Here is a 15598-nt window from a genome sequence, read left to right on the forward strand (position 1 = left end):
ATCCTTCTGCTGCTAACCTTGCACTATCTGCTTTCTGGTTCAGGGAGCGTAAAGCAAAAGGTACTGCCTTGGCCTAACTCGCTATCTGCCCAAATAGTGCCGCCATGCTGCTGCACGATATTTCGACAGATAGCTAAGCCAAGACCTGTGCCTCCTTGCTCACGGGAATCAGAACCATTGACTTGTTGAAATCGATCAAAAATGATTTCCAATTTATCCGCCGAAATTCCCTTGCCATGATCTTTGACCTGAAATAGGACATGTGAAGAAGCGGAAATACCCCTTTCAAGAGAAGCTTGTTGATTACCCTGTGATAGCAATAGCGTATTGCCATTCTGCGTTAGAACACTGAGCCCTATCGTTGATCCAGAACTTGAGAATTTAATCGCATTGCTAACGAGATTCACAAGAACTTGAATGATACGATCTTCATCCGCCCAGACTTGATGGGTGGTCGGTGTAATGACGAGGCAGATATCTTTGTTATCCGCTGTATGGCTTAGGAGTTCAACAACTCTCTGCATCAGTAATGCCGCACTGCACCACTGCTGATGCAATATGATTTTGCGTAATTCAAGACGTTCTAAATCTAAGATGTCATTCACCAGGCGAACCAAACGTTCTGATTCAGTAGCAGCAATTTCGAGCATCTGTTTACTTGTTTCTGGCTGTTCATTCAGTACCCCAGATGCTAATAATCCTAGTGAGCCATGAATAGAGGCAAGCGGGGTCCGCAGCTCATGGCTAACACTGGAGATAAACTCATTTTTCATCTGCTCTAGAGCACGACGTTCGGAAATATCTACAACCTGTATAACAAAATAGAGTGGCTCCCCTTGAGAATCGCGAACAAGGGAGCCACTACAAATGGTCCATAGGGTCTTACCCAATTTGTGGAGTAACTTACTTTCAATCTGAAGATTAGATGTCAGATTGGTGATTAACTGTTGAACGCAGTTAAGATAATCACCAAGTTCTTGTGGCTGGATAAGGTCTTGAATGTCTAGCTGGAGTAGTTCTGGTTTGGAATAGCCTAAGAGTTGGCAGAGGGCTGAGTTAACTTGCATGAAATGCCCGCTCATGGTGAGCATAGCCATCCCATTCACTGCATTCTCGAAGGCGTTGCGCAGATGTGTTTCCCTGCTTAGGATCTGGGAGTAACTGTCGGATTGCTTCAGAGCAATCGCCAACTGATTGCTGATATCTTGAAGTAGTTCAGCATCACTAGTCTGCCACTGACGATAGTAAGAACAGCTATGGATAATTAACAGACCCCATACCCGCGGCAAATGGTTGTCATCCATTTGCACAATGGGCGCAACAATTTTCGTTTTGACCCCAACCTGCTCCATGAACTCTGCTAGACAGTCAGCCCATTCATCTTTGAACACATCTAAAACAATGCGAGGGTTCCCCTGACAGTAATGCTCATAGCATTCATCCGGAAAACATTCATCCAGAAACATCATTTCCAATGTCATCGGGTATTCTGGCACGACAGATTCCTTTATGACTATCCCAGATCCTTGTGAGGTGAGATGAAAGATAAGTACTCGATCTGCTTGTAAAGCTTGACGGACTTCGGTAACAGTTGTGGATAAAATTTCGTCAAAGTCTAAAGACTGTCGGATATTTTGGGTGATATTAGCGAGCAGTTGCTTGCGGGCGAGTTGTTCTTCTAGGTGCCTCGTTCGGGATTGAAACTCAGGCTCTATTTCCTGATTGAGATTGGGGTGGTTTATCTGTGGCTCCTGATCTCTGATAATGTAACCTTCTACCCATAGAAAGATAACCTGGCCTGATTCTGAGAAAATGGGTTTTATCGACAGTGTAAAGGGGTTGGAGATACCTGATAGGCTGATATAGGTGACATCTTGCTGAATCCTTTGTCCCAAAGCTACTTGAGCGATAGATGCTTGTAGCTGCTCTTGAAGGTCTGGTGAGTGTGTCCACCAAGGTGCTTCCCCAAAAAATTGACCGAGAATATTTGTCTTCTCTAAACCAATAGCATCTAGAGCTAATTGGTTTACCTCTAGAATAGTTCCATTAACAGTGAGTAATCCAATCAACTCAAAAGGCTGATTTGCCATCTTAAATGTTTAGGCTTTTAGACCTTGGGGAGAGACTTGGACATATGCCTAAAGAGGATTATAGGACTTGGGGTGCTGAGTAGATTGCGAGCTGCGGTATTTGCTAGCTAGACAATCTGCCCTTCATCCATGGAGTCTGTCCTTCAGTAAAGCCTTTATAAAGGTTGCTGTTAGAATTTTCATCATTAGCCCAGTGCCATTGATGTATTTTTTATAACGGATCAGATGGTCAAAAGAATTGAATTCATACAAAATTAACTTGTAAAACAGTCCAAAATGAAGAGCAGCAACAGTTAAGTTTATGATGCAGTCCATAGTTAAAGTCTGATCTGGCAAGCTGTTCTTTTCAAGTTGAGAGATTAATGATGTAGTATCTCAACTCAATCTACTAAGCATTTACACGTTTTTGAAACCTATACCTAAAGTATTACCAAGCAGGACCACCGCCACGATTTGCCATCCGATTTTTCTTGGGAGTTGCTTTATTCACGTTGAGATTACGTTCCATCATCTCGACACCATCAAGAGCTGAAATGGCAGCCTCTTCCTCGCTATTAGCTTCCATGTCTACAAAAGCAAAACCTCTAGGACGACTTGTCTCACGGTCTGTAGGAATATTGACCCTAGTGACTGTTCCATACCTGACTGCCTGACAGATCTTCGCCTTCCCCTGCTCATAAAGCCTTGCACTGTAAAGAGCGGATGCGAGAGAACCAGATTTTGTTGTAGTGTTTCTTTTGAGCTTTTTTAGACGCAAAACACGGTTGTGGATCATGGCAGAGCAAGGGGACTGGCATCAACAACTCCCGTCCTTTATGGACGACTCCCTTGAGCCACCGTAATCCAATTTTGAGATAACTAATGCCTCGTCGCCAATGTGGGTCAACCTGTTGGCGCAGCCCTTTAATGTGAACAGCCATTCCTTGAGTCGTGCTGAATAGCAGTGCCACAGCAGCAACCAGATAAAGCCTCTCTAATGCATCAGCACAGCGAATTTTCGACTCTTCTAGCTCAAACACTCCAGACTTACTATCGAGAAATAATTCTTCGACCCGAAACCTCAAAGCGTATTGCCACAAGGTCTGTAGCGTGGGTGATTCATCTGTAATCACCGCCCATGGTTCTTTCACTCCTCGGATATTAGCCAACACCAGATTGCACCGATAGATGCCGTCTTCCCAAAGCCCCACATTGCGGTAGAGGAGGGCTTCGCCTTTGGATGGCCACAATTGTCGGACTTCTCTTGGACATTGACGTGGACCATGGAGAAGGACATCACAAGGGACACGCAGACAGTAATGCCAATGGCTCTGTTGTAACCAGCTCATCAGTTGATGGTTCGCAAACCCACGATCTGCTAACACCATGACATCTGGATGCTGCCGCAATAACCAACGGGCCTGGCGCAATAGCGGTTGATATTCCTCAAAAGCGACAGCTGCACTCTTGTGCTCTAATACTTTCCACAACAATGGTACTGCTCTGCCACAGCAGACGACGGATAGATGAATCATGCAATATTCATTCCATAACACCGTTGTATCCATTGCCAGGTATAGACGATGAGATTGCCAGTTCTTAAGGGCTAGCAGGACTAGAGGTACATATAGCTTGTTAATATCAATGCGTTGATTGGCTATAAATCGTTGCCACCGACGCTCGACACTTTGGGCTTTTCTGGCTCGGCAGGGAACATAGGATTCCCAGGCAGATAAGCTTAAGCGTTCACTACAGATTAAGGCGCTTACCATCCAGCCCAGAGCAATGAGATGGCGTAAATCTCGATAATGGCTGTGTTGACGTAAAAAGGAAAACAGTTGACGATAAATTTGGGTGGGGCCTGACATTTGAATAACGCTGATTTGTGATTAAATCTAGCCTCACATGTCTCTCCACTCTTTTCTCATAAACTATGTAAATAAAGGCTTTGACCTACTTCTGTCAGGCAATCAGGTTCCATACTCTGAAAAGACTGTATTGATATCCGCTTCAGTCATAGTAAAGGACAGGTTACCAACATAAATTGACATAGTTAATTTTCCTAAGATAAAAGGTGATGCTGTCAAGCACTGTTAAATATAGTCTCGAGGAATCTGATGAAGTTCTTAACAATCGTCACCTACCTATCCAGCTGAGATTTTGAACCATAGCAAATTTCATCTTCCTGAATTTAGGGCTCAAATATGAGGAAATTGTGAGAATTAAAAGTAATTTCATCTATTTTTTAGAAAACTGGCATTAGAAGAATAGAATTGTATCTATCCCACAATTTTCTTTAGCTTAGTCAATATTTCTCCTAAAAATGAGAGGAATTTACGTAGAGTGTACAATTACTTATTAGAAGATAAAAAATATTTACTGAAAGCTTTGGGAAAGGCTAGGCCATCCCTAGATGCTATGTCTGAGTTCTCAGACATAGCAAGAAAATCACATTACTAGCCATTCAAGCTAAGGTTCCTAGGCCTTTTAAGATTAAGACCTGCCTTTTTAAGATGTCCTCTTAGCTTTTCATAGTTATGCGGCAAATCTCAGCTTTTTCGTTGGATCAGACACTCGATCTCCTTTCGCTTACGGTTGCGCCTGATACGCCTTTGCCTGCAGCAATTTGTCAAATGGGGCAGACCTCGATTCATTGTCCTCTTCCTTCAAGAAAGAATGCGGCCCCTCATCAGCGATCGACGGCTGTTCAGCACAGAGGTTGTGTTGTCGTGTTGGACAATTCCCAACTAGTCGGTATCCTGACTGAACGAGATATTGTCAGGCTGATTGCAGAACATCGATCTCTAGCTGAACTAACCGTTGCGGATGTCATGTCGCAGCAGGTCATGACCTTGAAAGCTGAGGATAACCTAGATGTTCTCTCGACTCTAGATCTGATGCGACATCATCAGATTCACCATTTACCAGTGATTGATGAGCAAGGACAGGTTTTGGGGTTGCTAACACCCAGCCAGTTACGTAGTCTTCTAGAGCCTGCTGATTTGATGGAAATCCGTCAGGTCCATGAAGCAATGAACTCGATGGTCATTCATGCATTGCCGAAGGAGTCATTATTCCAGATTACTCAGATCATGGCTCAACATCAGGTGAGCTGTGTGGTGATTGTTAAACCAAGAGATGGACCTGCCCATGCTCTCAGCCCGATTGGGATCATTACTGAGCGAGATATTGTCCAGTGCCAGCGGCTAGAGTTGAATTTGGAGCGAACCCAGGCTGAGAAGGTGATGAGTACACCGCTTTTTCTTGTTGACCCAAAAGATTCTCTATGGACAGTACACCAGACGATGCGACGCCATAAAGTGCAACGGCTAGTGGTGGCTGATACTCAAGGGAACTTGCAGGGAATTATTACACAGAGTCATCTGTTGCCCGTGGACCCAGTTGAGATGTACGAAATGCTGGATCTGTTGCAGCAACGCAATCAGAACCTTGAGCAAATGGTTCAAGAGCGATCCTCGAAGCTACAGCGACGTGAAGAGATGCTGCACAACTTAGCATTGGGGGTGGCAGCGGAGACAGGGAAGGATTTTTTGAGATCGCTAGTGAAAGCGCTAACCAAGTCATTAAGAGTAGACTATGCCTTCATCGGTGAAGTTCGTGAGCCTGTTCACTGCATACGCACCCTAGCCGGTTATGGTGACGGGCAGGAGATAGAGAATTTTGAGCACGATTTGACTGAAACTCCCTGTGAGAGAGTTGTGGAGAAAGAGACCTGTCTCTATCCATCCAATGTTCAGCAACTTTTTCCTCAAGACTTATTACTCCAGCGTTACCAAGTTGAAGGATATTTAGGGACACCCTTGATTAATGCTGCGGGTGAAGTTATCGGATTAATCTCTATTTTGAGTCGTCGCACCCTGCCAGACCCGCAGCTAATGACAGAGGTGCTGCAAGCTTTTGCAGCACGGGCTGCTGCTGAGCTAGAGCGACAAACTGTAGAAATTGAGCGGCAGCGATTCTTTGAACTATCTCTGGAGATACTCTGTATAGCTGGTTTGGATGGCTACTTCAAGCGGATCAATCCAGCTTTTGAGCGCATCTTAGGGTATACAAATGGACAGCTGTTGACGCAACCCTTTCTGAACTTTGTCCACCCGGAGGATCGTGCGGCCACTGCTGCTGAGGCGGAATCACTGGCTAGTGGTAGGCAGACCCTTACCTTTGAAAATCGATATCGCTGCTCAGATGGCTCTTATAAGTGGCTGTTGTGGAGTGCGACACCGGATCTTGAACAGCAACTGATCTATTGTGTCGGGCATGATATTACGGAGAGTAAGCAAGTTAAAGTAACTCTCCAGAAAAGTGAATCAAAGCTTCGTAGTTTCTTTGACAGTGCCCCCATGATGATGGGCGTTGTGGAACTCTTAGAGGATGACATTTTACATATTTCTGACAATGTAGTGACAGCTCGTTTGTTCAATGTCACCCCAGTCGAGATGCAAAACAAACGAGCCAGCAAATTGGGTGTTCCCTTAAGCTACATTCGACAATGGATTGCTCAGTACCGGGAGGCGGCACGAACCCAAAAACCACAGAATTTTGAATATTCACACGAAACGGAGGTGGGTCAACGATGGTTATCCGCAACTGTAGTGGCCATCAAAGATAGGGTTGAACAACCAACACGATTTGCTTATATCGTTAACGATATAAGCGATCTCAAGCAGGCAGAGACTGCCCAACAAGAAAGTCAACAGCGACTGAGCAGTATTCTAGATTCCCTGCAAGATATTGTCTGGTCTGTAACGGCAGATTCATTTGAGATGCTTTATCTCAGTCCTGCCGCTGAGACAATTTATGGTCAACCCATTACTGATTTTCTAAAACACCCGGAACTTTGGCTGCAAATGGTTCATCCTGATGATCGAGGTCGAATCAGAGCTTTTACGAATTCACTGATAGAAACTGGCAGCAATGAAATGGAATATCGGATCGTTCGGCCTGATGGATCTATCCGCTGGTTATTGGACCACGCTTGGGTAATCTATGACGATGGCGGTACACCGATGCGGTTAGATGGTGTGGCCACTGACATCACGGATCGTAAACTTGCTCAACAACAGGTCCAAGAGCAAGCAGCGCTTTTGGATGTTGCAACAGATGCCATTTTGGTTCGAGGCATAGATAACCGGATATTATTTTGGAATAAAGGAGCAGAAACCCTCTATGGTTGGGCTTCTGAGGAAGTCTTAGGTCAAAATGCTAATCAGTTGCTCTATCACGATGCAATGGATCAAGAAGAAGAAATTCATCCGTCCTTGACTCGTAAAGGGAGATGGGAAGGCAAATGTCAGCAAATCACAAAAGGGGGACAAGACATCACGGTTATGAGTCGATGGACATTAGTGAAGGATGAGCTAGGCAACCCTAAATCAATCCTGACCGTCAACACAGACATCACTCAGCAAAAGCAATTAGAAACCCAGTTTCTTCGTGCCCAGCGACTAGAGAGTATTGGCACACTCACAAGTGGAATTGCCCACGATCTCAACAACATTCTTACTCCTATCTATGGGGTCGCTCAGCTCTTACCGATGCAACTCCCTGATACCAACGAACATATTCAGCATCAGTTTGAGATTTTGCAAGATTGTGCCAAACGTGGTGCCAAGATCATTAGCCAAATGCTATCGTTCTCCAGAGGTGTGGAGGGTGAACGCACGGCGCTGCAAATTAAACATTTAATTACAGAAATTCAGAGCTTCGCCTATAGAACCTTTCCAAAATCTATTGAACTCTCTATAGATGTGCCTGAAGATCTTTGGTCTGTTAGAGGAGATGCAACCCAGCTCGATCAGGTGTTCATGAACCTATTCATCAATGCTCGTGATGCGATGTCTGAGGGCGGAATTTTAAGCATTTCTGCAACGAATCTAATGCTAGATCAAACCTATGCTGCCAACCACATAGAGGCTCAGACAGGCCCCTATATTCTAGCCACGATTACGGATACAGGGAGTGGCATCTCGGAAGATCACCTTGAGCATATCTTCGAGCCCTTCTTTACGACAAAGCAACCTGAGGGAGGGACGGGCTTGGGGGCTATCCACTGTCCATAGCATTATTCAAAGTCATGGCGGTTTTGTCACTGCCTACAGTGAATTAGGTAAAGGGACTCAATTTAAGATTTATCTGCCCGCGATTGAGGCAGCAGATGCAGTAGAGCAAGAAGCGTTAGATTTGCCCTCAGGGCACGAAGAGTTGGTGTTAGTAGTAGATGATGAGGCCCCGATCCGTGAAGTCGCCCAACGTGTTCTAGAAAATCATCACTATAGAGTAGTGGTTGCTGTCGATGGCATTGACGCGATCGCCCAATATACCCAGCATCAAACGGATATTAAAGTAGTTTTGATGGATATGACAATGCCCACATTAGGCGGGGCAACGGCCATCCAAATTATGCAAAAAATCAACTCTCAGTTAAAGGCTATTGTCGTCAGTGGTTTACCGGGTCATGAACAGGTTTCTTCAACGATCGGGGAGAGTGTTAAAGCTTTTCTCCAAAAGCCCTATTCCGCGGCTACCTTGCTAAGGACGTTACAGGATGTCCTTGAAAACAAGTCACAGGTAACAGATGAAGATACCGCTCAAAAGTGAAGCAACAATAATCCGTTAGAACAAGAAGCGAACGATCATACTGGAGAATCGTTGGGGTGCGGCCATAGGCAGTGTGCAGTGTTCATAGCAAAGGGTGAGGACTGAAGAGTTTCCTGGGTCTTTTCAGGGAGTGTCAAGACTTTTGTGTAAGCCCAATCACCCCCAAATCCTCGCCACCCGTTCCTGCTCCAGCCCAGCCTGAACCATCTCCTCAATCCACCCCATCATCTCCGGTAGCCACCAATCTATAGGATTGATCGTATTTCAGTTAGTGTCCCGATTTATTCGCCATGGTTTTTGAGCCGATCATGCTTGGCATGATCCCTGCGTGAGACGAGGAAGAAAATCGCTAAACAGCTCTCCTCATTGGGGAAAGCACCAATTTCATCAGCTTTGGTTCGGAATTCCCGGAACAGCCTTTCTAGGGCATTGGAAGTACGAATCAGCGAATGAAGGGATTCATCAAAATCATAGAAACTCAAGGTCAGGGCAAAATCTTTGATAAAGGTTCTGACCGCATCGGGTTCAAGGTCTGTCCATTTCTGTGCAAACACGAGCAACATCACAATCGCTTCTTCCCAGTCTGGCGCTTTATAGATAGCATAGGCATCGTGTTTAATTTGTGAATATCGCAGCTTCTTGGCTTCAGAGTGGGACAGTTCTTGTCCTTGAGCATCCAGGTGTGGCAATTGCTCATATCCCAAATGCCGGAGCATCGCTCGAACCTTATGAGTAATGCATCGCTGATGTTGTGCGAGGGGAAACAGAGCACGAATCACCTTAGGCAACCCAGTCGTGCCATCACTGACAATCAATTTCACCGAATAGGGTTGCAATCCCCGTTGCCACAGATGCGCAAAGAACAGTAACCAAGCTGCCTCCGATTCTTGCGTTGCCATTTCATAATGAAGCACCGTTTGGGTGCCATCGGGCCACACTGCCATAGCGACTAGAATGACTCGGTCTTCCGCATGACGTAGTTTCCGGATATGCCCAGCTTGGTCTTCCCAAAAGTCTTCTGAGGAACACTGAACACTAGCCCAAACACCATCGACAATCAGAATAGGAGGGGTTTCCTCAAGACGAGTCTGACGGCTTTGAAACATTTGCTTCTGAGCTTTTAGCGTAATTCGGTTAATGGCATTAACGGATAAGACTGCTCCTAGAATCTCATAGAGAGCTTCTTGCAGATCCCGAAGCGATAACCCCATGACGTACAAGCCGAGGCAAAAATCGAGGAGACTACCGAGAGACTCGTTGGTAACGTTCTAAAATCTGCCACTCTCGGTCTGCATTCCCTTTCCGTAGCTTAGGGACAGACAGCTGAGCAATACGGCCGTATTGAGTATCGAGGACCCGTTGATAGTAGCCTGAACGTCGAGGTCGATCCCCTTGAACCTCTGATAGATAAGCTTGAACTTCTTCGTCTAGTGCTGACTCTACTGCGTTCTGGGTGACTCGGTTTGCTTCAAGGCGAAGGGTTGCTTCTAGGGCTTTGTTAATAGAGGCATAGGAACTTTGAGACTGAATACGGATAATCTGCTGCTCGCGTTGGGCAATGTTCATCAAGGAATGCTCTGAATTATCTATTACCAAAGCATTTCAGCTATCTCAGCTCATGGCGAATAAATCGGGACACTAACGATTGTCCATGATTCTATTCGAGTCACCCTCAAAGGAGAGTCGATGCGAAAGCTCACCAGTTCACTGATCAATGACAAGGAAAGTGACAATTAGAAATCACATTGGGCAAAGCCCATATTGCCTATCGAATGACTGACATGCCAACATATCCACATTGCCTGTTTTGGGGCTACTAATGGACACTTCTGTCAGGGGGGCGCCGAGGTTCATGCAGCTGGTGCCGAAGATGCGCAAATACGCACAGGAAAACTACTCTCACACATTTCTCACATTTCTCTAGTAAATTATAAGTACTAAAAGAAAAAAGTTTTAGCTCGTAGCAATAGCAAGATATTATCTTAAATAGTTTAAAGGGGGTAGTCATGTTGCAATTTATTCAACTTTTTTTTGGATACACCTCATTTATGGGTAAAACTAAGTCTCCTTACACTGGCATTATTGGTTTATTGGTGGGCAAACCATACCCTCAAAGAAATATATTTTCCTAATGATGATGGAGAGAATAATTCCTCGCTTACCTGTCATATTCGCCATGGTTAAGCACTAGATAGCAAAAGAAACTGGCAGACTGCTGGCATGATTGCCCAAACTATGGGGCTTCAATGCCTAGAGATATTGCCAGTGCTGCAGTAATTAACCAAAATGCTTGTGGAGACGGTCTAGCGGGGGGTGGCAGCATGAATGCATTGCTATCTAGCCAAAAGTCGGTGAACCAGGAATCCCTATCCCTATTGCGAAGCAATTAGGTGGATGAGCGTCAATCCTTCACAGATTAGCGACTGTAGGTGCTGTTTAGAAATCAGCTCTAACTCTAGAGGTATTCATAAAGACCTCACAATATTTACTCACAATAAAAAAGCAAGAATGGGAAGTTAAATATCTCTAGTACTACACTGGTCTCTTCAAAGATAGATAACAACTGGTGACAAAAAGAACTGTGTTCATAAAATAACTTCTTGACATACAAGCAAAAGGAGAAATAATCATGAAATATTTTCAAAAAATTTTCATAGTGCTCTGCCTTACAGTTTTGATATTTATTGGAATAACATCTAGCTTTCAAATACCTGTCAATGCTGGAAAAGTACTAGAACAGTCTTTTGAAAATATGGAAGTCTCTGACTCTCCAGTAAAACAAAGCAAAAATCCATGTATACCCATTGACGAAAAGATTGATTTAAACAACGCCAATGCAATCGCATTTAAGAATTGCCCAGGTTATTATCCAACTCTTGCTAAAAAGATAATTAACAATGGGCCTTATGAAACGGTTGAAGAAGTCCTCAATATACGAGGATTGAATGTAAAGCAGAAAAAACTTCTTGAAGATAAGTTAGACTTTTTTGCTGTATCAAAACCTAACACTGATCTTGCCACACGGATGCCACCTCGTCCTATGATGCGATAGCTTCTTTTGACACAGAGTGGTTAAGAATAAGGCATTGAAAATGTAAAAAGTGATGTTCCTGAATGGTTCTAGTCAAATATCTTCAGTAATCTGAAAGCTATCTTTAAAACTTCTGCTGATAACCATCACAACTCAATCTTTCCCTATGAACTATGCATTATCTCCTCCAGATAAATGGCTCACGACCACCCAGGGGCAGCGCAAGAAAAATGAAGCTGTAATATGCTATGGAACTCCATTCTGTTAAAAGGGTTTCCCCATGGCTACAGGATTCAGCAAGCCCCCTTCCTCACCAGCTTCCACTGACTCATCCTCGTCACTCCTGCCTGCCAGTGATTGCGATCAGGCTTATCAACAGTTGTCCGAGTGTTTTGAAGATTTGCCTGATCCACGGGGAGGCCAAGGTGTCCAGCATCCGTTTGTCAGCATCGTCGTGATTGGACTATTGGCAAGTTTAGGTGGCGCACAAGGGTGGGAAGACATTGAAACCTATGGTCTAAGCCATCAAGATTGGTTGTCGAGTTTTCTGAGCCTACCGTCTGGGATGCCGACAGCAGACACCTATCGACGAGTGTTTGAGCGTATTTGCCCCTCCGCTTTTGAGCGGAGTTTCAATCACTGGTTGGATCAGGTAGTGACAACCCTCGGCGCTCAAGTGATACCGATTGACGGCAAACAACTCAGAGGTTCCTATGATCGCAATCAAGACCAATCCGCATTGCATCTGGTCAGTGCTTGGGCCAGTGAGTATCGGTTATTTCTAGGACAGGTCAAAGTTGCAGACAAGAGTAACGAAATTACCGCTATTCCAGCACTGCTAGAGCTATTAGACATTGCCGGGTGCATTATTACCATTGATGCAATGGGAACTCAGCACGAGATTGCCCGCCACATTCAAGCTAAAGAGGCTGACTATGTGCTGGCCCTCAAGGAGAATCATCCCACGCTGTTTGAGCAGGTTGAGCAATGGTTTGAAACGGCTGAAGCGAATGAGTTTAAGTGCATTGAGCACAGCTATGATGCGCGGGTGGAAGCAGGGCACCATCGTCGCGAAAAACGACAAGTTTGGGCCGTGTCCCTTCAACAGATGGGTCCTCTGTACAAGCAGGCGCAGTGGAAGGGCTTGCAAACCATCGTCAAGGTCGCTCGAACCCGTCACTTGTGGAACAAAACCACCTATGAGGTGATGTTTTATATCAGTTCTCTACCGCCAAATGCTCAGCAGTTGGGCAAAGCCATCCGCCAGCATTGGTCGATTGAGAACCAACTCCACTGGGTCTTAGACGTGACCTTTGGCGAAGATGCTAGCCGCATTCGCACAGGACATGCGCCGGAAAACATGGCCATCCTGAGACGCTGGAGCATCAACCTTCTCAATCAAGAAACGTCCTTTAAGAAAAGTACCCGTCAAAAACTAAAACGGGCGAGCATGGATGAAGCGTATATGCTCAAAGTTCTAGGCGCTTCTCTTCCTTTACAGTCTAGCCTTTCAGAGGCTTGATTTTCTTGCGCTTACCCTGCACGACCACCCCCCCACCAATCTTTGATTCATGGTGGAAAACTCTAAACGTTTTACATCATCTGAACAATGCGCTTGGGATAGATCTGGGAACTTCCAATACTTTAATTTATAGCCCCATAGAAGGTGTTGTATTAAATGAAGCCTCAGTCATTGCAATTAATCAATTCACTCAAACTCCAATTTCTGTAGGCAATACTGCTAGACAGATGCTAGGCCGTACTTGCACACCAGTAGTAGTTTGCCGTCCCGTTAGAAATGGGGTCATAGCAGACCTCAAACTGACCCAAACAATGTTGCAAGCCTTCATTCGTAAAGCCCAACGTGGAACGCGAATTTTCCGCCCTCGACTCGTCCTAGGCTGTTCTTGTGGTGCAACCAGTGTAGAGGGTGAAGCTTTGACTGAAGCAGCATTGGAAGCAGGCGCAAGAGACGTTGTTCTGATTGATGAACCTATTGCTGCAGCTTTAGGGATAGGACTTCCGATTTCGAAACCTAAAGGCAACCTCATCATTGATATCGGTGGTGGCACTACTGAGATGGCGGTAATATGCTCCTCTCAAGTTATCAATAGTCAAGCCATTTCTATTGCAGGAGATAGTTTTAATACAGCCATAATTGACTATTTAAGGCAAATCTACCAAGTCAAGATTGGTGAATTGACAGCTGAAAGTCTCAAAGTTAAATTTTGTTCTGCTTCAGACTCAGTCTGTAATGATACGCCAATGGAAATTTTAGGGACTAATGTGGGGTCGGGATTACCTCAACGACTTGAAATCAATAGTGATGAATTGCGGGATGCTATATCCACTCCGTTGCATAAGATAGCTGTTTCTCTTCTCAACTTTCTAGAAAAGACCCATCCTGAGTTAGTCAGCGATATTGCTGAGCGAGGAATTATGGTAACGGGAGGCGGGGCTTTACTCTACGGCATTGATAAGTATTTCCAAGATTTGACTCATCTACCTGTTCATATCGCCCCCAATCCATTAAATAGCGTTGTTTTGGGGACAGGTAAGATCCTCGAAAATAAGCATCTATCCCACTTCAGCATCGCTTAGACAGATTGAATCAAGATATGGGTTATATCCCAATACAGTTGAACTATATGAAAACTGATTGCCAATTCAGGTCACCTGCAGTCTCATCAATCACAACATGCCTAGCTTTAAGGATTGTCCTCTAACCCAGTGGGTGATGGGATTTCTTCACAGAATCCTCAAACTCACTGTTTAGATTATGGACTAGTTCATTCTGTAACGATATCGCTGGTGACTATTAGGTCGTTTCACCTAACAGGAGGCTAATAGATGGATTTAAGTACGACGTATTTGGGAATGAGACTCCGTTCTCCTCTAGTGGTTGGGGCTTGTGCACCATTATCAGAAAAGATTGATCATCTGCGTCATATGGAAGATGCAGGCGCTGCCGCTATCGTGTTGCACTCCTTGTTTGAGGAACAATTACGTCAAGATCGGCTTGGGTTTCATCATCATTTCACCCAGGGGACCGAAAGTTTTGCAGAAGCTCTCTCCTATTGTCCAGAACCTGATGTCTTTCGTGTAGGGCCAGAGCAGTATCTTGACCACATCCATCAAGCCAAAGCCACCGTGGATATTCCAATCATCGCTAGTCTGAATGGGGCAACGATTGGGGGATGGACAAGCTACGCTAAAAAAATAGAGGAAGCTGGTGCTGATGCCCTGGAATTGAATATTTACGCTGTCCCCACTGAGATGGCTATTACAGGAGCAGAAATCGAGCAAAGCTACATTGATATCGTTCATACCGTTAATTCCACAGTCAATATTCCAGTAGCGATTAAGCTTAGTCCCTTCTTTAGCAATCTAGCGCATATGGCGAAACGGTTAACGGATGCAGGGGTAAATGGCCTTGTCCTCTTTAATCGCTTTTATCAGCCAGATATCGATATAGAGACCCTAGAAGTCAGGCCCAACCTACTACTAAGTACACCGCAGGATATAAGATTACCTCTGCGTTGGATCGCTATTCTTTATGGAACCCTGCCAGTAGACTTTGCCGCTACGAGCGGTATTCATACTGCAGCGGATGTCTTGAAAATGATGATGGTTGGAGCCAACGCCACGATGCTGGTGAGCGTCTTAATCCAGCACGGCATCGATCATCTCCGCACGCTTGACCAGGCCCTATGTCAGTGGCTAGAGGGGCATGAGTATGAGTCGATTCAGCAACTTCAAGGGAGTATGAGCCAGGTTAATTGTCCAGACCCCAGCGCATTTGAACGTGTTCAATATATTGAAGCTTTGCAAACGTATCATCCCCTAGGATTGATGCCGATGAATGTTTAAATCTCTCAAA

12 protein-coding genes and 1 pseudogene are annotated in these 15598 nt (G+C 44.9%); 7 read left to right on the top strand and 6 right to left on the bottom strand.

The window, feature by feature from the left end:
- Positions 1-23: 23 nt before the first annotated feature.
- The 4 genes from HRE53_RS29375 to HRE53_RS35405 form a co-directional block, all read right to left on the bottom strand.
- Complete coding sequence (locus HRE53_RS29375) at positions 24-2090, bottom strand: ATP-binding protein (RefSeq protein ID WP_235111792.1); 2067 nt, start codon at positions 2088-2090, stop codon at positions 24-26.
- A gap of 427 nt (positions 2091-2517) precedes the next feature.
- The gene (locus HRE53_RS35400; RefSeq protein ID WP_396133498.1) at positions 2518-2865 is read right to left on the bottom strand and encodes an RNA recognition motif domain-containing protein; all 348 of its coding nucleotides are present in this window, start codon (positions 2863-2865) and stop codon (positions 2518-2520) included.
- Positions 2765-3937, bottom strand: a complete 1173-nt coding sequence (locus tag HRE53_RS29385; RefSeq protein ID WP_235107614.1) for a transposase — start codon at positions 3935-3937, stop codon at positions 2765-2767. Before HRE53_RS29385 ends, HRE53_RS35400 begins: the two co-directional genes overlap by 101 nt.
- Positions 3938-4039: 102 nt before the next feature.
- The gene (locus HRE53_RS35405; RefSeq protein ID WP_396133506.1) at positions 4040-4120 is read right to left on the bottom strand and encodes a hypothetical protein; all 81 of its coding nucleotides are present in this window, start codon (positions 4118-4120) and stop codon (positions 4040-4042) included.
- A gap of 486 nt (positions 4121-4606) precedes the next feature.
- Between HRE53_RS35405 and HRE53_RS29390 the strand changes: the two genes are divergently transcribed.
- Both HRE53_RS29390 and HRE53_RS29395 read left to right on the top strand, forming a co-directional pair.
- Positions 4607-8149, top strand: a complete 3543-nt coding sequence (locus HRE53_RS29390) for a PAS domain S-box protein (RefSeq protein WP_235111793.1) — start codon at positions 4607-4609, stop codon at positions 8147-8149.
- Positions 8070-8687 carry a response regulator gene (locus tag HRE53_RS29395; RefSeq protein ID WP_235111794.1) on the top strand — a complete coding sequence of 206 codons (618 nt, stop codon included), beginning with the start codon at positions 8070-8072 and terminating at the stop codon, positions 8685-8687. Before HRE53_RS29390 ends, HRE53_RS29395 begins: the two co-directional genes overlap by 80 nt.
- A 281-nt stretch (positions 8688-8968) precedes the next feature.
- Here the strand turns inward: HRE53_RS29395 and HRE53_RS35410 are convergent.
- Positions 8969-9913: pseudogene (locus tag HRE53_RS35410) on the bottom strand (transposase); the annotation flags it as partial.
- A gap of 16 nt (positions 9914-9929) precedes the next feature.
- Entirely contained in the window at positions 9930-10253 is a 324-nt protein-coding gene (locus tag HRE53_RS34705; RefSeq protein ID WP_255801504.1) for a transposase, read from the bottom strand.
- 680 nt (positions 10254-10933) lie between these two features.
- Between HRE53_RS34705 and HRE53_RS29410 the strand changes: the two genes are divergently transcribed.
- The 5 genes from HRE53_RS29410 (at position 10934) to HRE53_RS29430 (ending at position 15588) form a co-directional block, all read left to right on the top strand.
- Positions 10934-11077, top strand: a complete 144-nt coding sequence (locus HRE53_RS29410) for a hypothetical protein (protein ID WP_235111796.1) — start codon at positions 10934-10936, stop codon at positions 11075-11077.
- 239 nt (positions 11078-11316) lie between these two features.
- On the top strand, positions 11317-11739 hold the full coding sequence (gene psbU, locus HRE53_RS29415; protein ID WP_235111797.1) for a photosystem II complex extrinsic protein PsbU: 423 nt from the start codon (positions 11317-11319) through the stop codon (positions 11737-11739).
- A gap of 259 nt (positions 11740-11998) precedes the next feature.
- Positions 11999-13240 (top strand): ISAs1 family transposase, encoded by a 1242-nt coding sequence (locus HRE53_RS29420; protein WP_235107866.1) that lies wholly within the window; start codon positions 11999-12001, stop codon positions 13238-13240.
- A 5-nt stretch (positions 13241-13245) separates the two neighbouring features.
- Positions 13246-14319 (top strand): rod shape-determining protein, encoded by a 1074-nt coding sequence (locus tag HRE53_RS29425; RefSeq protein ID WP_255801566.1) that lies wholly within the window; start codon positions 13246-13248, stop codon positions 14317-14319.
- 249 nt (positions 14320-14568) lie between these two features.
- Complete coding sequence (locus tag HRE53_RS29430) at positions 14569-15588, top strand: dihydroorotate dehydrogenase-like protein (protein WP_212667109.1); 1020 nt, start codon at positions 14569-14571, stop codon at positions 15586-15588.
- Positions 15589-15598: the final 10 nt, after the last annotated feature.

The organism is Acaryochloris sp. 'Moss Beach', assembly GCF_021497025.1.
Lineage (GTDB): Bacteria > Cyanobacteriota > Cyanobacteriia > Thermosynechococcales > Thermosynechococcaceae > Acaryochloris > Acaryochloris marina_A.